Raw genomic sequence first — 17,840 nt, 5'->3', positions numbered from 1 at the left:
CGCCGCGTGCTCACGGGCTCGTGCGTTCCAGTTCGCCGATGATTTCCTGCACGTTGCCGCTTTCGCTCGCCCGGATCGCCGTGAGGGTGGCGCGGGCGGTCAGGCTCGGCGGGCGTTCGAGCAGGTTGCCCAGTGCGGTGACGTAGTGATCAGCCACGGCAAGCCGTCGTGGCCATTGCGCCGGACGAAGCGTCGTGAGTTCCTCACCGAGCTGCCACGCAAACGCGCGCGCCTTGACCAGGCTGAAGTTAATCAGCGTGTGATCCGTGTCGGGGTTGATGCGCTCGAGGTGGCCGATCAGCGGCGAGAGACTACCGATCTGCCGGATGACGTTGGGTACGGCTTCCATCAGGATGTCGTTGATCCGATCAAAGTCGCGGCGCAGGGCCGAGAGCGGCTGCCCGCGGCTGGCCTCGGCCACGGCGATGCCGAGGTCGAAGTTGATGTGCGCGTTCATGCCCAGCAGCAGGTGCTGCACGATGACCGGCCGGCGTTGCGCGGCGGCGGCGAAGGCCACCTCCCAGCACCGGCTCGTCGTCTCGTGCCGATGATAGCGATCGAACGCCTCCACGTAGCGGTCGGCAAAGATGACGTCGAGCCGCTCCATCCGCGGGCCGTCGTCGAAGCGACCCTGCGCAATCCCTTCGCCGACCTTGATGGTCACGTTGCGATAGAGCGTGGCGAAGAAGCCGAGCCGGCTGCGTTCGGCCATCGACCAGGCGATGATGTCGTCCAGCTGGGCGATGACGTCGGCAATGCGGCGGGTGCGGGCAGGAGCGCGGGAGGGCATGCGGGTGGCGGCGATGTTCACCGTCCCGACTCCGGCCGCAAACTTTCGTTGCGGGGGCGTCGTCGGACGCTGACCACTTGACTCACCTCTTGAAGCGGGGAGAACTGCAGCATGTCGCACGTTTTCCTCCGTGAGTGCGCCGGCCGATTCCAAGCCGGACTCCGACTTGGCCTGGCGGCCATGCTGCTGGTGGTAGTGGCGGGTTGCGGACGGACCGGCGGCGATGCGGCCAAGACCGCCGCGGGCAACCTGCCGCCGCCGGCGCCCGTGGTGGCCGTGATCGAGACAGATCGGGGCACGATCGAGATCGAGTTGTTGCCGGGCGAGGCGCCGAAAACGGTCGAGAATTTCCGCCTGCTCGCGGAGCGCGGCTATTACGACGGCCTGACGTTTCACCGCATCGTCAAGGGCTTCATGATTCAGGGCGGCGATCCGCAGGGCGACGGTCGCGGCGGCGAAAGTGCGTGGGGCGGCAAGTTCAACGACGAGATCAAGCGCGACTCGCCGCTCTACGCGCGCGGACTGGGGTACAAACACGGCATCGTCGCGATGGCGAACGCCGGCCCGAACACCAACGGCAGCCAGTTCTTCATCCTACACCGCGATTACCCCATGGCGCCGAGTTACACGATCTTCGGCCGCGTGGTGGCGGGGCTGGAGGTCGTCGATGCGATTGCCGAATTGCCGACGCAGCGGGGCGCTGAAGGCGGCAACACGAAGCCCGTCACGCCGCCGGTGATGCGAAAAGTCAGAATCAAGCCCTAGCCGGCCCGCGGTGGTCGCTCGTCCGGCTTCACTTTTCTATGTCCTCCCCTGACTCACCGGGTCCCCTGACGCGTCGCGAATTTCTGCACACGGGTGCGTCCGCGGCGCTCGTGAGTGCCGTGGCCGGTTGCCAGGCAATCGGTCCGACGACGCCCGGACCGCGCCGTTCACTCATCGCCGCGGAAAATGCGCGCGAGGGTTCGCGGGACTGGCAGCTCACGCGGGTGCGGGTGGACAAGGACGGGTTTCGTTCGCCGTGGATTGAGGGCTACTGTTCTAAGCAGAGCGTGCTCGCGGGCGAATCGATCGACATCATGGTGTCGGCCGAACCCGCGCGAAAGTTCCGGTTGGAGATTTTTCGCACCGGTTACTACGGCGGCCGCGGTGCGCGCAAGATGATGGAGCTGGGGCCGCTGCAAGGCGTCACGCAGCCCACACCGAAGCCGGGCACAAAGAATCTGCACGAGTGCCGCTGGACGCCCGCGACCACGCTGAAGATCCCGGCTGACTGGCCGAGCGGCGTTTATCTCGGGCGCATGACGACCCTGCCCGAGGCGGCGGCCGAGCCCTACTGGCAGAGCTACGTCGTGTTCATCGTGCGCGACGAGCGGCCGGCGGACATCCTTTTTCAATGCAGCGACAACACCTGGCAGGCGTACAATCGCTGGCCGAACAACTACTCGGTCTACACGCATCCGAAGGGCAACCAGGGCCCGTGGGCGGATGTGAGCTTCGATCGCCCCTATGGCCGCGAGGCCCAATGGAACGGGGTCGTGAACGACCCGCTCACGGTTGGTTCGGGCGAATGGCTGTGCTTCGAGTTTCCGCTCGCGTACTGGCTCGAGCAGCAGGGCTACGATGTGAGCTACTGTTCCAACAGCGACATGCTGACGCCCGAACGCGGGTTGAAGTGCAAGTCGTTCCTTAGCGTCGGCCATGACGAGTACTGGGACATTCGGCAGTTCCGCAGCGTCGAGACCATGCGCGACGCCGGGGTCAACCTGATGTTCCTCTCCGGCAATTCCGTTTGCTGGGTGACGCCGTATCGGGAAAGTGCGGACGGCCGGCCGAACCGCATCATGTTTCGCGGCGGTCCCTATGGCGGTGAGAACGAGTACGCGAAGAATCGGCAGAAGCTCAACGGGCCGTTTCCACACCACGGGCCGGACGAGGGGCTGCTCATGGGCGCGCGCAACGTCGAACCGGTCAACGGCGGTGGCGACTGGACCTGCGTGAAGCCGGACAACTGGATCTTCGCCGGCACCGGCATGAAGGCCGGAGAGCACATTCCGGGGCTGATCGGCTGGGAGTATCACGGTCAGCCCGCGACCGAAATTCCGGGCCTGGAAATCGTGGCCGCAGGCAAAGCCTGGGTTGGCGGCGTGCGCCCGCAGGAGTGGACGGCGACGATTTATCCCGGACCCAAGGGCAACTTCGTGTTCAACGCCGCCACGATCTGGTGGGCGCAGGCGATGTCGACGCCGCCGGGCCACGTCCTGCCCTGGTCGCACTGGAGCCGCCCGCACGGCCCCGACGAACGCGTGCAACGGATGATGACCAATCTCCTCGAGCGGGCGTTGCGCTGAAGTGAGCTGAAACCAGGCGGCGCCCGCGAATCACGCGGATGGACGCGAATATCGGAAGGGAGTCAAATCCGCTCAGTCTCCCTCACGCTGTCACTGCAGGCAGGAAGCTGGGTTTTCTTTCCCCTTTTCGCGTCCATTCGCGTGATTCGCGGGCAAACGCCTGTCTCAAGCTGAGGCTGCGTCGCCGGCAATCCACTCCACTACGAGGAGGAGAGTTCGGCGAACAGCGCGGGATCGTCGAACTGCAGCGCCGCGAAGGCCTGTTCGAGATGCGCGGGCGTGCGGCCGCCGACGAGCACCGTGGCGATGCCGGGTTGGTGCAGCGCCCATGCCAGCGCGAGGTGCGTCGGCGCGTGGCCTGTGCGGGCCGCCACCGCCTGCAAGTGCGCGAGCCGGCGAAACGCCTCGTCGTGGAAGTAGACTTTCTGGTGACCGGGAATAAGTTCGAAGCGCGTGCCGGCGGCGGCGCCGCCCTGGTGTTTGCCGGTGAGAAATCCGGCGGCCAGCGGGCTGTAGGTCACGACGGCGAACTCGTGCCACGCGGCGAGCTTGAGCATCGCGGCGTCGACGTCGCGCACCGCCAGGTTGTGATTGTTCTGCACCACGCGAAACGTCGACAGACCGAGCTCGGCCTGCAGCTGCAGGAGGGGCGCAAGCTGTTCCGCCGTGACGTTGCTGAGCCCGAGACGCCCGACGCGGCCGCTGCGGACGAACTCATCGAGCGCGCGCAGGGTGGCGGGCTCCGTGGCCGTGCTGTCCCAGCGATGTAGATACAGGACGTCGACCGACGCCAGCCGCAGACGTCCCAGGCTGGCGGTCAGTCCGGCCTCCAGTGTGGCGGGCGTGTAGGGCGGAAGGAGTTTCGTGGCCACGACGGGCGAGCCGGGCCGGGCGCGGCGGGCGGCCAGCCAGGCGCCGACGATCGACTCCGAGGCGCCGCCGCCGTACGCCGCCGCGGTGTCGAGAAAGCGGATACCGCGCTCCCAGGCGTGATCGAGCAACGCGAACGACGCGGCCTCGTCGATCTCGCGACCGAAGGTGACGCAGCCGAGCCCAATCGGGCCGAAGATCATGGGGAGCGTGCTCATCGGGCGGGGGCGAGGGGCTTCACGGTTTCGCCGCCGACAAAGCGCGGGAAGATGAGGCTGGGTTCGGCCGGCAGGTAACCCTGACCCACCATCTGCAGCATGAGGCGGGAAAGCCGGTGCGCGAACGATTCGCCGCGGAAGGCGTAGTGCGAGAGTTCATTTTCAAAGAGGGGATCGTGGTCGCGCGAAATCAGCGAGACCGTATCCGGCACGGTGATGCCGCGACGCAGGAGAAAGATGATGACCGAGAGCGTGTGCACCGGCTTCGCGACCAGCAGCGCGGTCGGCGGATGCGGCCCGGCAAAGAGCGTCGCCAGCCGGGCCGTGAGGTCGGCCGCCGTGCCGTTGTGTCGGACGACACTCGCGTCCACTTTCACCGAGCCGGCGCGGGGCGCGGTGCCTTCGAGAAAGCCCTCTTCGCTGACAAGGTCGCCGGCGACGCCGGAGTCGGGCACGATGAAAGCGATCCGCCGGTGCCCCTTGCTGCGGAAGATGCCGGCGGCGTGCCGGCAGACCGCGCGGTAGTCCATGTCGAGCGAGGGCAGCCGGACGTCCGGGTGACACGATCCGAGCACCAGCGCGGGGATCGCGTGGGTGGCGAACCATTGCTGCAGTTCGCGGCTCACGGAAATCAGCACGCAGCAGAACACCGGATTCTCGCGGACAAACGCTTCGAGCTTGCGGCGCTGGGCGCTCGCGTTGCGCCCCGGGCACACGAGGGTCTCGGTGGTGAAGCCGTGCTCGGCGAGGTGCGTGCGCATCTCGCTGATGCCCTGGTAAGCGGTGGGCGTGGTGTGCGAGATCGGCTGGTGGGAGACGATGACCACGAGACGGCTTTGCGGGCTGCGGACGGCGCGCGGGTGGGTGATGATCCGGTTGCGCCGGCCCTGCTGGATGGCGATGACGTTGTCTTTCGCGAGCAGTTGCAGCGCGGTGCGAATCGTGGGGCGGCTGACCTGCAGCAGATCGCAAAGCCGGCGCTCACTGGGCAAATATTCGGGCCAGACTTCGCGGGCGATCGCCTGCCGGATGGCTTCCGCTGCCTGAAAGGAAAGCGACAGGCGTCGGGGAAGATCGAAGACTCCGCGCGAACTGGTCATAAGGTGCGACCACCGGACAAGACGGCACTCGGGGCGCGGAAACAATCCCGATCGGCGTCGAAAGGAGGGAATCCCTGGGACCGCGACCGCCCTCGGTCGCACGGGGCCGGAGGCGACCGAGGGCGGTCGCGGTCCTTGTCCTTGTCCCTGTCCCGATCAACCCGGATCCACCCGGCTTACGGCTTCAATGCCGCGGTCACGAACGCGAAGAGTTCCTTGGTCGAAGGATCTCCGTCCGCACCGAGGTTGGCGTTGATCGCGGTGTGATGAGTTTCCCGGGCGCCGAAGGCCTTCGCGCTGATACCGGCGGCCTTCAGCACCGCGGTCAGGCGCTGGGCCTGCGCGGTCGTGTCGGGATTGTCGGCGACGTACAGGACGAGGAACGGCGGTATGCCCTTGTTGGGCGCGACGTGTGTCACCGCGGAATAATCGCGATGCTGGTCGTCGGTCCCGAATTTGGCGCGGTGGCCGAACTTCGGCTCGGGCTGGCCGTGCAGGCGGCGGCGGGTCTCGCCGGTGGCGACGATGGCCGGGACGTCAAAGGTGTCGCCGTCAACCGGCACGCAGCCTTTGAGGATCGAAAACGGCACGCCTTCAGCCTTCAGGTAACGGTCGTCGGTGCAAAGCAGGGCGGCGAGTTGTGCGCCTGCAGAGTGGCCCATGACGAGGACCCGGGTCGGATCGCCGCCGTGACGCGCGATGTTCTCGTGGACCCAGCGGAGCGATTTTGCCAGGTCGCGGTTGATCGTGCCCATGTCGAAGGCGGGCAGCAGTCGGTAGTTCGTGGATACGAAAACAAAACCGCGCGCGGTGAATGCGGCGGGCTTCAGCTGCACGCTCGTCTTGTCGCCGGTTTGCCAGCCGCCGCCGTGGATCCAGAAAACGACGGGCAGGTTCTTCGCGCCGGCGGGCGCGTGGACGTCGAGCACCTGGCGTTCGTGGGCGGTGCCATAGGCAAGATTGGCGGCGAGCGTGGGTTTGGAATCGGCGGCGAACGCCGGCGTCACTGCGAGCAACAGCGCGAACAAACGTGAAGTCATGGGGTGAAGGCGGGGAGGCTGCACCCGGCCCGAACGCGGGACGGGGTGCCGGACTCTCTCCCCGGCGTGGCGGCGGGTGCAACGCTGGAACGCAGGTGGCGCGCAGCGCTGGAGTGAGCGGAGGGGCGTGACGGGAGCTGGAAGCTCCCGCAACTCTGGATGAGCGCGCGGCTCAACGGTGGCGGAAGCAGCGCGGCTCAAAAGTGGCGGGAGCATCTTGCTCCCGTACGCCTTCAGCTCGCGCCGAGTCCGTCGCTCAGCGTCTTGCCGAACGCCGGCAGCACAATGCGGGACCGCCTGGCATATGGTGTGACCAGTTGGTAGAGTTTGCGTCTGGCGGCGTGCTTATTGCTATCCCTCCAGCGCCCGCAATCCTCCCTCCGTGCCCCCTCTGCTCCAAGGCCTGCTTGTCGTCCTGCTGTTCGCGCTGTCCGCGCGGGCCGAACCTGGCCTGCAGGAGCACGTCGCACCGCTGCCGTTTCCCCACCAGGGACCGTTCGTCCGCGGCGGCGACCGCTCGATCTGGGGCGTCGACGCGAAGGGCGCGCTGGTCTCCCGCGACGAAGGCCGGACCTGGGTCCCTCGGACGATTTACGATGTCGCGCGATTCGACGCCAGCGGCGAGCGCGCGCTGCTGCGCACCAAGGAGGGCGTGCTGCTGTATGCGTTTCTCAATCTGAAGGAGCGCGCCTTCAAGTGGGACGACGCCAAGGGTGGTCCGCAGGAGGGCTGCCGGCTGCCGGTCTACCTGGCGCGGAGTGGCGACGACGGCCGGACCTGGGCCGAACCGGTTAAACTCCAGGACGGGTGGTGTGGCGCGGTGCGGCAGATGATTCAGCTGCGCACGGGCCGCGTGCTGCTGATCTGCCAGCAGGCGGCGGCGAATCCGGGCCGGCACGTGACGATCAATTATTACTCCGACGATCTTGGCCGCACGTGGCAGGCGAGCGACACGATCGACCTCGGCGACGCCGGCAATTATCGCGATCCGACGACAGGCATCCGGACCACCACGCACGGCGGCGGGCTCGAGGGCACGGTGGTGGAAAAAGCGAACGGCGATCTGAAGTTACTCCTCCGCGTGCCGCACGGCTACTTCTACGAACTTACGTCAAAGGATGGCGCGAAATGGAGCACGCCCACACCGTCGATGATCGAGGCCAGCGACTCGCCCGGCACGATGCACCGGCTCGCGAGCGGCCGCGTGGTGCTGCTCTATAATCGCTTTCGCGATCCGGTGAAACGTCTCGGCCGGCGCGAGGCGCTGTCGATCGCCTTCTCGGAAAACGACGGCCTCACCTGGTCGCCCCCGCAGGTTATCGCGGTGAATCCCGTCCCCGCGGGCCAACGCGAGGGCGCCTACTGGATTTCCTATCCGTACGTGTTCGAGGTGGCGCCCGGAAAATTGTGGATCTCCACGATGCAGGGTAAACTCAGTGTCTCGTTGAACGAGTCCGACTTCGTGACGCCCCTCCGTAGCCCGCTCGACGGTCCTGCCGCGCGCGTGATTCTGCTCGGCGACTCGATCACGAAAGGATCACGGCCGGGCGTGAGTCCGACGCAAACGTTTGCCGCGCTCACGCAGGCGTCGTTGCGCAGCCGGGGCGCGCGGGTGCAGGTGCACAACATTGGGATCGGCGGCGAACGCACGGACCAGGCGTTGGTCCGACTCGAGCGGGACGTCATCACGCAGCGTCCGCACCTCGTGACCGTGATGTACGGCACCAACGACAGCTGGGTCGACGAGGGTAAAACGGCGTCGCGGCTCAGCGAGCGCCAGTTCGAGGACAATCTCCGGGAAATCGTTCGCCGGCTCCAGGCCGCGAAGACTGAGGTCGTGCTGATGACCGAGCCGCGCTTCGGCGAGCAGAACAAGCGCAATGGTCTCGGCGAGGATCCGAATGTCCGGCTCGGCCGTTACATGGAAATCACGCGGCGCGTCGCGCGCGAGGGCGGGGTGACGCTCGTCGATCACTTTGCCGGCTGGGCTGCGGCCCAGGAGAGCGGACGCGCGCTGCAGGCGTGGACGACCGACGGCTGCCATCCGAATTTCGACGGTCACAGCGATCTCGCCGCCCGGATGGTTCCGGTGCTCGCGCCGCTGGTGCGCCGTCACGAAACCGCTTTATGAATACGTGGATTCGCCAGCTGATGAATGCCGGTACACTTGCTTTCGCGGCGCTTTGCCTCGGTGGGCTCGGGCTGCCCGCCTTGCATGCCCAGACGACGGCCAGCATCGAGGGCCGCGTGCTCAACGCCTCGACCGGCGTCTATCTCAACAACGCGCGCGTCACCGCCGAGGGCACCACGGTCGAGGCGTTCACCAATGAGAACGGCGAGTTCCGACTGCCCGGGGTGGCGGCCGGCGAAGTGCGGCTGCGGGTGACGTATGCCGGACTCGAGCCGCAATCCGCCACGGTGCGCGCCGCGGCCGGTGCGGCCACGAAACGCGATTTCGAGCTGACGCTGCCCCGCACGCAGACGACGGCCGGCGATCCGTCGGTGGTTAAACTGGAAAACTTCGTCGTGGAATCGACCACGCTCAGCGCGCAGGCCGCCGCGGTGAACGAGCAGAAGTATTCGCCGAACATCAAGAATGTCGTCGTCCTCGAGGAGATCGGCGACCTCGGTGACGGCAACATCGGCGAGTACCTGAAGTACACGCCCGGCATGTCGATCGTCTTCGGTCCTCAGACCGCGGCCACCGCCTCGATCCGCGGCATGCCGGCCGGTGGCGTCGTGTTCATGATCGACGGCGCCGAGGTCTCCTCGCCCTCGGCCGATCGTAATTTCGACCTCGCGGCGAGTTCCTCCGGCAGTGTCGATCGCATCGAGATCACCAAGGTGCCCACGCCCGATCGCCCCGCCAACGCCGTCGGCGGCACCGTGAACATCGTCGGCAAGAGCGGCTTCTCCAATCCCCGCCGGCAGGTGCGGCTCAACACCTACGCTGCCTACAACTCCGACAACCGGCTCGTGCCGCCGGGCTTCAACCAGCGCGTTGGCAGCGATCGTTACTCGAGCGAGCGCGCGATCCAGCCGGGCTTCGACCTGAATTACTCGCAGCCGGTGAACAAGGCCTTCGCGTTCACGCTCAACCTGAGCAGCATGCTGCGGGTCTATGACATGGATTACGACTCGCCGACGTGGGACATGATCCGCGGCGTGCAGACGACTTCGACGATTCAGAACGTCCTGCAGACGACCGAGCGGCAGCTCGCCTCAACCACGCTCGACTGGCGGATCAACCGCGAGAACTCCCTCCGCCTGAACGTCGAGCACGTGCAGATCAACACGCCGACCCGGCAGAACATCTACGCGGTGGCGTGGGGCGCCGGCAACACGGGCGGTGCGACGTTCACCCAGGGCGCGGCCGCCGGCAACGACCTCGTGCGCCAGACCGTGACCTGGGGCGATCGCACCCGCGGCACGTCCTCGGCGGTGCTGCGTTACCAGCACGAAAGCCGGCTCTACAAAATCGACGCCAGCGCGAACTACTCCCGCAGCTGGGATGAGCGCGTCGATCTCGAGCACGGATTTTTCCGCACGATCGGCACGGCCTCGCTGGGCAATCTGATCGTCCGCGCCGATGGCCTCGATGGCATTTACGAGCGTTATGCGCCGCGCCTGAAGGTCACGGATCGCGCCGGTCTGACGGTCGATCCTTATGACAACGCCCAGCTCGCGCTCGGCGCGCCGGTCAGCCAGCCCGAGATGATCAAGACGGACATGAAGAGCCTCGCCGCGAACATCTCGCGTTCGTTTGCGCTGCCGATGCCGGTTACGGTCAAGACCGGGTTCTCGATCAACCGTCAGCGCAAGGATCGCACCTCGGTCGCGAAGACGTGGACGTTTTCCCCGCCGACGGGCGTCAGCCGTGTCGCCGGCGGCCACGACCTGACGAATGACATGCTGTCGCCCCAGTCATTCTTTAACGAGACGCTGAAACTCAAGTGGGTCAGCCCGGTGAAGTACTACGATCTCTACAAGGCGCACCCCGACTGGTTCGTGCTCAACGAAGCTGCGGCGTATCAGTCCGGCGTGGCGAATTCGCGTTTCTTCGAGGAGACGATCTCCGCCGCCTACGTGCGTACGGACGTGAAGTTCCTGGAGAACCGGCTGTGGCTGGTGGGCGGCGTGCGGTTTGAGAAGACCGAGGACTACGGTGCCGGCTCGCTCGACGACGTCCGGGCCACGTACCAGCAGGACGCCAACGGCAATCTGTTGCGCGACGCGGCGGGCCGTTTGATTCCGGTGACCACAAACGCGCTCGCCCTCGCGCGGCTGCGTTACACCGAGCGCGGCGCCGAGGCAGAACGCAGCTACTCGGATTACTATCCGAGCTTGAACGGCACGTTCTACATCACCGACACCCTCGTCGCCCGCGCGGCCTACGCGAAGACTCTGGGCCGCCCTTCGCTCGCCGAGGTCATCCCGGGCATCACGGTATCCGATCCGGCCGCGGCGGTGCGCACGGCGACGATTGTGAATTCGGGGCTCGCGCCGTGGAGCGCCGACAACTTCGACCTCTCTCTCGAAGCCTACGGGGTGAAGGGCGCGGTCATCTCGGTCGGGCTTTTCAAGAAGGACATCAAGAATTTCTTCCTGCAGGTGCGCGCTCCCGCGACGCTCGCGCAGCTCGAAAGCTTCGGCCTCGATGACGATTATCTCGACTACGAGATCATCACGAAAACCAACGGCGGCGACGCGTCGGTCGAAGGCTACGAGGTGAGCTGGCGCCAAGCCTGGTACTTCCTGCCGCCGTGGTCGAAGGGTTTCACGACCTTTGCGAACGCGACGATCTCGCGCGTCGAGGGCCAGAACGCGCAGGACTTCACGCCGTTCGCGCACAAGAACATCAACTGGGGCCTCAGCTACGCGCGGAAGGCATTCTCGTTCAAATTCAACGTCTCCTATGCGTACAAGGTCTCCGGCGCGCTCGTCGCCGCCAGCGCCACCGTGCCGCCGGGCACGCGCTCCTATGTCGCGCCCCAAATCACCCAGGACTGGTCGATCGAATACCGCTTCCTGAAAAACTTCACCGTCTACGGCGGCGCCCGGAATTTCAACGGCGCCAACAAGCGCACGGAACGCACCGGCGGCAGCGCGCCGGAATGGACGCGCCCACAGTCGTATCAGAATTTCGGTACGCTCGTGACGGTCGGACTGCGTTCGCAGTTCTGAGCTCATCCCACCTCGCGCCGTGACCAATTCCTCTCCGAAGCCATCGCATAAGGTAGGGCGCGTTGTCCCCAACGCGCCGCTCTACGGAATCCGTAACGGTGAGCGCGGCGGCTTCGGGACAAGCCGCCCTGCCAGCCGGACCGCGCGATCGGACGCGATCCGTTGCGCCGCCGTGCTGCTGCTGACCGCGTTCGGCGGCGGCGCGTCGTCGGTCCGTGCGGCCGATGAAATCATCACCTCGTTCATCGCGTCCGCCACCGCGGAAAACCCGCGTCACACGGAGGCGGACGTCCTCGTGCTGCGCGACGGCACGCTGCTCGCGGCCTGGGCGGAGTTTTACGGCGGTTCGAGGGACGATGCGCCGGCCCGAATTGCTCAGGCGCGCTCCCGCGATGGCGGTCGCACGTGGACGGACCGGGGAGTGCTGCAGGAAAATTCCGGTCGCGCGAACGTGATGTCGGCGAGCCTGCTGCGTTCGCGCAGCGGCGACGTGCTGTTTTTCTACCTGCAGAAAAATTCGCTGAGCGACTTGAAGGCCTACGTGCGTCGATCGACCGACGACACGCGCACCTGGGGGCCGTCGGTGCTGGTGACGGCCGACGACGGCTATCACGTGATGAACAACGCGCGCGTGCTTCAGCTGCGTTCCGGCCGGCTGCTCGCGCCGGTTGCCAGCACGAAACAGGTGTGGACCAAGAACGACGATTTCCGCACCAGCGTGTTTTTCTCGGACGATGACGGGCGCACCTGGAAGCGCAGTCGCTCTCTGGTCAGCGCGCCGAAACGCGGGGCGATGGAACCGGGCCTGATCGAACTCAAGGACGGCCGCGTGATGCAGATCATCCGGACGCAGACGGGACACATCTGGCGGTCGTTTTCGAGTGATGGTGGTGACACCTGGACCGAGGCGGCGCCGTGGAACATCGAGGCGCCTGAATCGCCCTCGACGCTGGTGGTGGTGCCCGGCACCGGCGAGTGGTTGCTCGTGTGGAATCCCAACGTGGCGTGGAGCAATCCGGAGAAAACCGTTTTGGGGGCGAATCACGGCGGTGCGCGCACGCCATTGGCGGCGATGATCTCGCGCGATGAAGGCGTGACGTGGGGACCGCGCCAGCTGATCGAGACCGATCCTGCCTGCACGTTTGCGTACGTGAGTGTCACGTTTCAGCAGGACCGGGCGCTCCTGAGCTATTATCACTTTCCGAGCGGCGGAAAACTGCTCTCGCTCAAGTTCAAGAGCGTGCCGCTCGCGTGGTTTCGTTCTCCGCCGTGATGCGCTGGGGCCAACTGTTTTCCGTGGTGCTCCTGCCGTGGGCGGCAGTCGTGGCGGCGGGCGCGGAGTCAGCGCCCGTGAACATCACGTTTGTGGCGAACGCCGAGAACCTGACCAAGCCCCGCGTCCGCTTCACGGGGACGGAATGGAAGGCGGACCAGGGCGGGTTTCTCATCGGCACCGGTCGCGGGCACCGGCTGCTGGCGGAGAACGCACCGGAGGCGGGTGATTTCCGCATGGAGCTCGAACTGGCGTTGCCGCGGGCTGGACGGGAGAGCCTGATCGTCGTCGGTGCCGGTAGCGAGGTGGTCGTCGCGGCCGGCGCGAAAACGTGGAAGCTGCGCGGGCGTTTCTTTCGCGCCGCGGATCAGCCGATCGAATTTGCCGCGCCTGAGATCAAACCGGGGCGGAGTTTCTCGCTCGTGATCGAGCGGGTCGGCGCGAGCGTCGCGGTGGCGGTCGATGGCCGGCCGGTTCATCGCGGCCCCTGCAGTGCGGGCCCGGTGGAGGTGGCTGGAATCGATCCGGACGTCGGACAGGTGCAGCTATACACGTTCTCCATCCGGGGCCGCTTCGGCGCGGTCGCGGCGGCGAAGCCGTTCGGCAATCGCTTTGGCCTGCAGCTGCGGGCAGCGCCCCGTGACCTGCGCTCGGTGTTCGCCCCGGTCATCGTGCGCGAAGCGCCGACCAACGAGGCGTCGATCGTAGCCCGACGCGATGGGACGCTGGAAATCTACGCAATCACGAAGCCGGAGAGCGACTCGGTGAGCGTCATCCGGTCGCGGGACGGCGGCCTGACGTGGGGCGCGCCCGAGATCGCGTTTCGTCTGCCCGGCCGCGCGTACTATGCGATCATCGTGCTTGAGGCGGCCGACGGCAGCATGCACGCGGTGTATCACATTCTCGGCGACGGTCCCGGCGGCTACCGCGGCCGGTTGTACGAGGTGTATCACACCCGCCGTCCAGCCGGGGCGGAGTGGTCCCCGCCGACCAAAGTCGTGCCGGGCTACGTGGGCTCGATCAACGGCTTCATCCAGCTCCGCAATTCCGGTCGTCTGCTGCTGGCGGTCGCCCGCGCGATTCCGGAACGCGAACAACCGCCGGCGAGCGGGCCGGACCGCGGCTGGAACGACACGTTTGTCTATGGGAGCGACGATCAGGGCGCGACGTGGCGGCAGTCGCCGGACACGCTCAGCCTCGTGCTCGGGACGCCCAACGTCACCCGTTATGGCGCGATCGAACCGGCGCTGATCGAACTTCGCGATGGCCGGATCTGGATGCTGGTCCGCGATCGCGGTGGACGGCTGTGGCAATCATTTTCCGCCAACGGCGAACGCTGGAGTCAACTTGTCCGCACGGGCTTCATCTCGTCGGATTCGCCGGCGGATCTGCTGCGCCTCCGGGACGGCCGGATGGTGCTGCTCACGAACGCGTGTCAGAACTGGTCTGACCCGCGCAGTTACGCGATGGGCGGGCGGGAGGTGCTGCACGCGGCGATCAGTCGCGACGAGGGCCGGACGTGGCACGGGTTTCGCGAGATCCTGCACGAGACGGATGTCGTCAGCGGGGGCGATCGCGGCACGTCGTACGCCTCGCTCGCGGAGAATGCCGCCGGGAAGGTTGTGGTGGTCAGCGGTCAGGGCGAGGGTAAGCGCGCCGTGGTGATGTTCGACCCCGCGTGGTTGGAAGAGCCGGGAGCAACGAATGATCTCACCGTCGGTCCCGTCGAGTGGACGCAATACGGCGGCCACGGGCTGGGCGTCACCATCATGGACGACGGTGCCCGCGCCCTCGCGATCCCGCTGGAGGCCTCGGGACTGAACGGCGCGCTATGGAATTTTCCGTCGGCCGACACAGGCGAGATCCGGTTGCGCATGCGCGTGCCGCGCGAGGTGAGTTCGCTGCAGTTCGCGCTGTCCGATCACTTCAACCGGATCGACGACCGCGCCGCCGCCGCGAATGGCGTTGCCGCGATCCCATTGGAAAAACTTTCCGGCCTCGCTGATGGCCGCTGGCACGATCTCACGCTGCGCTGGCGGGCGGCGAACGCGGCGGGGGCGGTCGAACTCAACCTCGACGGCAAACCGATGGGCGCTATGCCCGCGCTGCGCCCCGCGCAGTTCGGCGTGAACTATCTGCGCATCGAGTTTCGCGCCGCGACGGAGCAGGGCAGCGTGCTCATTGCCGGTGCCGCGATGCACGCACTCCCATGAAGCGCGTTTTCACTCACACGCTGTTTGCCGTGTTAGTGGCGTTGGCGGTCGGCCTGCGCGCCGCGGAGCCGGCCGCCCGGGTGCGGCCTGACTTCGGCGTCGTGTTCAACGACGATGCGGATCTGGCGTTTGTCGTGCCGGATCGCGCGCAATCCGAGGCGCTGCTCCGGGCGAATGTCTCGGCGCTGGCGGACACGCCGGTGAAGACGTTCGTCTACTGCCTCGGGATGGGTGGCGACCTGCTCTACTACAACACGAAGGTGGCGAGTCCGGTGGGCTGGCGCAAATCGCCTGACGAGACGCCCGGCTCGCTGATGGAAAAGCGGATGGAGAACGCCCGCGTCTGCCTCGCGCAAGGTGCAGACGCGGTTCGCACGGCAGGGGAGGAGGCGAAACGTCTCGGGCTGCGTTTCATTCCCAGCCTCCGCATGAACGACGCGCACTTCATGGCCAATCCGGACCAGCACGCGATGACGAGCGAATTTTGGTTCAAGCACCGCGAGCGCTACATCATCAAGGACTCGCCGCTGGTGTTCCAGAAAGCCTACGGCAATCTGCTCGATTACACGCATGAGGCCGTGCGGCAGCTGCGGTACGACACGGTGGTCGAGGCGCTGGAGCGCAACCGCGATCTCGTCGACGGCTTTGAACTCGATTTCAACCGCTTCCAGGTGTTCTTCCCGCAAGGACGGGCGGAAGCCGGGGCGCCGCTGATCACCGCGCTGATCAGGAAAGTCCGGATACGCCTCGACCAGCTGGCCGCCGAGGTGAAACGCCCGCTCCACCTGTTCGTGCGCGTGCCGCCATCACTCGCGGACTGCCGCACGGCCGGGCTCGAGGTGGAGCGCTGGATGGAGGAGGGGCTGGTCGATCTCGTCTCGCCCGCCCAGATCATGACGCTCGCGGGTGACATGCCGATCGCCGACCTCGTCGCTCTCGGCCGTCGTACCGGCGTGAAGGTGTATCCGTCGCTTTATCCGCGCACGAGCTGGCGGCTGCCGTTTCCCTCGCCCGGTCCGAATCGCTACGCCGGTGCCAAACTCACGCGCGACGCCACGCTCGAGGAAATCTGCGGCGCGGTGGCCGGTTATCGTGCGGCCGGGGTGGACGGTTTCTATCTGTTCAATTTCTACAATGCCTTCGGCAGCGCGCGGCCGCATGACGAACGCCTGTATCGGGTCTTTCGTGACGCCGCGCGGGTGGAGAATCTTGCCGGCCAGGCGAAGGTGTTCGCGGTGACGAAGAGCTACTACAACGACGGCCCCGGCTCGTATGCCTACGGCAAGCAGCTGCCCGCGAAACTGGATGCCGGCGGAACGTTGCGTCTGACCTTGCCGGCGGCGGCGCCGACGCCGTCGCCGTTTCCCGTGCAGGGTTGCGAGATCCGGCTGGGAGTGCGCGGCCTGCCCGCGGACGCGACGGTCACGGTGAGCTTCAACGGGCATGGCCTCGGGGAGCGCGCGGGAGCCGCGAGCACGCGCGCCGTGACGCAACCGATCACGCGCAGCGCCCCGAAACCCCGCGACGCAGCCGAAGTATATCTGCATTTTCCCGTCCCGGTACCCGAGTGGGTGGCAAACGGTGAGAACCGCGCGGTCGTGACCGTGAGCGGTGCCGGATTCACGACCGAAATCACCGACTTCGAGCTGCGCACCGACTTTCAGAACGACCTCGAAAAACTCTGGCTGCGGGTGCCGACGATCTTGAATCCGCCGTAGGCCCGCCGGCTTCCGGCCCCGTGGCTACGAGCGCCAGCGAGTGGCCGATCTGCATTCGCCGCCAATGTCCGTCACGCTCCGCCACTCGCTGGCGCTCGTAGCCACGATCAGCCGGCGAATGCATCAGCAGCGAGCCCGTGCGTGCCGACGTTCGCCGCGAACAGGAAGCCCGCCTCGGGCTGGGCCTTTTGCTGATCGGCCGTGAGTTTGCACGCGGCGGTCGTGATGAAGAGCGTGTCGAGTTTCGGTCCGCCGAAGGTGCACGTCGTGACCTGGCTCACGGGCAGCCGCACCGTATCCAGCAACCGGGCACTGACCGGGTCCCAGCGCATCACGCACCAGCCGTCCCAGAATGCGATCCACAGCTTGCCCTCGGCGTCGATCGTGCAGCCGTCGGGAAAGCCCTGCTGCTGGGACAGGTCGATCGCGATCCGCGCCCGGGAGAGTTCGCCGGTGTCAGGATCGAAATCGAACGCCTGCACCGCCCGCGTGGGCGAATCGATATAATAGAGCGTGCGGCCGTCGAGCGACCAGGCGAGGCCGTTGGAAATCGAGACCTGCTCGCGCATGCAGCGGCTCGTGCCGTCGGCCGTGATGCGATACAGCGCGCCCTGGCGCGGAGATTCGTCGAGCGACATTGTGCCCGCCCAGAGGCGGCCGCGCGGATCGCACTTCGCGTCATTGAAACGGACACGCGTCGCATCGTGTTCCGCCGGCCGGGTGAAAAACGTCGTGCGCCCGGTGTCGAGGTCAACGCGGTGCACGCCGTCCTGCAGGAGCGCGAGCAGCCCGCCCGCGGCCGTGGGGATCACGGCGCCGACGAGCGCCTCCACCGGCCGGCTGCGCGTGGCGTCCTGGCCGAGCGTCGTTTCCAAAATCTTCCGGCCCATGATATCGACCCAGAACAGCGATTGGCGCGACGGATGCCAGACAGCGCCTTCGCCGAGGATGCTGGGAACGGATCGGAAAACGGAAGCACGGGAGCGGGTGGACATGAGGGAAGGGTTCGGATCGCGAGGCGCGACGGCGAGCGTTGAAGCCGTAACGGATCCAGGGGCGCGGCCCAGCCAAAACCGCACTGCG

General features: G+C 66.6%; 12 protein-coding genes. 7 read left to right on the top strand and 5 right to left on the bottom strand.

Translation table 11 applies throughout. From position 1 onward, the window contains the following. Positions 1 to 10 precede the first annotated feature (10 nt). A complete protein-coding gene (locus ACLJEU_RS17135) occupies positions 11 to 790 on the bottom strand; it encodes a DUF5995 family protein (RefSeq protein ID WP_414660292.1) in 780 nt (259 codons plus the stop codon). Positions 791 to 901: 111 nt separating this feature from the next. On the opposite strand from ACLJEU_RS17135, the gene ACLJEU_RS17130 reads away from it, so the two are divergent. Together ACLJEU_RS17130 and ACLJEU_RS17125 are read left to right on the top strand one after the other, a co-directional pair. Further along, entirely contained in the window at positions 902 to 1,555 is a 654-nt protein-coding gene (locus ACLJEU_RS17130) for a peptidylprolyl isomerase (protein ID WP_414660293.1), read from the top strand. A gap of 38 nt (positions 1,556 to 1,593) precedes the next feature. Next, positions 1,594 to 3,141 (top strand): N,N-dimethylformamidase beta subunit family domain-containing protein, encoded by a 1,548-nt coding sequence (locus ACLJEU_RS17125; RefSeq protein ID WP_414660294.1) that lies wholly within the window; start codon positions 1,594 to 1,596, stop codon positions 3,139 to 3,141. 200 nt (positions 3,142 to 3,341) lie between these two features. On the opposite strand, the gene ACLJEU_RS17120 is transcribed toward ACLJEU_RS17125, so the two are convergent. The 3 genes from ACLJEU_RS17120 to ACLJEU_RS17110 all read right to left on the bottom strand — a co-directional run bounded on the left by ACLJEU_RS17120 (position 3,342) and on the right by ACLJEU_RS17110 (position 6,369). Beyond that, the gene (locus ACLJEU_RS17120) at positions 3,342 to 4,229 is read right to left on the bottom strand and encodes an aldo/keto reductase (RefSeq protein WP_414660295.1); all 888 of its coding nucleotides are present in this window, start codon (positions 4,227 to 4,229) and stop codon (positions 3,342 to 3,344) included. Continuing rightward, positions 4,226 to 5,329 (bottom strand): substrate-binding domain-containing protein, encoded by a 1,104-nt coding sequence (locus tag ACLJEU_RS17115; RefSeq protein ID WP_414660296.1) that lies wholly within the window; start codon positions 5,327 to 5,329, stop codon positions 4,226 to 4,228. Before ACLJEU_RS17115 ends, ACLJEU_RS17120 begins: the two co-directional genes overlap by 4 nt. A gap of 176 nt (positions 5,330 to 5,505) precedes the next feature. Further along, on the bottom strand, positions 5,506 to 6,369 hold the full coding sequence (locus tag ACLJEU_RS17110) for an alpha/beta hydrolase (RefSeq protein WP_414660297.1): 864 nt from the start codon (positions 6,367 to 6,369) through the stop codon (positions 5,506 to 5,508). 382 nt (positions 6,370 to 6,751) lie between these two features. Between ACLJEU_RS17110 and ACLJEU_RS17105 the strand changes: the two genes are divergently transcribed. From ACLJEU_RS17105 to ACLJEU_RS17085, 5 genes are all read left to right on the top strand, one after another. Next, on the top strand, positions 6,752 to 8,500 hold the full coding sequence (locus ACLJEU_RS17105) for a GDSL-type esterase/lipase family protein (RefSeq protein WP_414660298.1): 1,749 nt from the start codon (positions 6,752 to 6,754) through the stop codon (positions 8,498 to 8,500). Further along, complete coding sequence (locus ACLJEU_RS17100) at positions 8,497 to 11,553, top strand: TonB-dependent receptor domain-containing protein (RefSeq protein ID WP_414660299.1); 3,057 nt, start codon at positions 8,497 to 8,499, stop codon at positions 11,551 to 11,553. Before ACLJEU_RS17105 ends, ACLJEU_RS17100 begins: the two co-directional genes overlap by 4 nt. Positions 11,554 to 11,725: 172 nt before the next feature. After that, positions 11,726 to 12,826 carry a sialidase family protein gene (locus tag ACLJEU_RS17095; RefSeq protein ID WP_414660300.1) on the top strand — a complete coding sequence of 367 codons (1,101 nt, stop codon included), beginning with the start codon at positions 11,726 to 11,728 and terminating at the stop codon, positions 12,824 to 12,826. After that, positions 12,805 to 15,039 (top strand): sialidase family protein, encoded by a 2,235-nt coding sequence (locus ACLJEU_RS17090; RefSeq protein ID WP_414660301.1) that lies wholly within the window; start codon positions 12,805 to 12,807, stop codon positions 15,037 to 15,039. Before ACLJEU_RS17095 ends, ACLJEU_RS17090 begins: the two co-directional genes overlap by 22 nt. Next, positions 15,036 to 16,757, top strand: coding sequence for a hypothetical protein (locus ACLJEU_RS17085; RefSeq protein WP_414660302.1), 1,722 nt, complete (start codon positions 15,036 to 15,038; stop codon positions 16,755 to 16,757). The genes ACLJEU_RS17090 and ACLJEU_RS17085 overlap by 4 nt, the downstream gene beginning before the upstream one ends. Positions 16,758 to 16,864: 107 nt before the next feature. On the opposite strand, the gene ACLJEU_RS17080 is transcribed toward ACLJEU_RS17085, so the two are convergent. After that, the gene (locus ACLJEU_RS17080; RefSeq protein ID WP_414660303.1) at positions 16,865 to 17,752 is read right to left on the bottom strand and encodes an SMP-30/gluconolactonase/LRE family protein; all 888 of its coding nucleotides are present in this window, start codon (positions 17,750 to 17,752) and stop codon (positions 16,865 to 16,867) included. Positions 17,753 to 17,840 lie beyond the last annotated feature (88 nt).

The organism is Terrisphaera buseokensis (assembly GCF_047521145.2).
Taxonomy (GTDB): Bacteria; Verrucomicrobiota; Verrucomicrobiia; order Opitutales; family Opitutaceae; genus ER46.
This window is presented reverse-complemented; position numbering and strand designations above follow the sequence as displayed.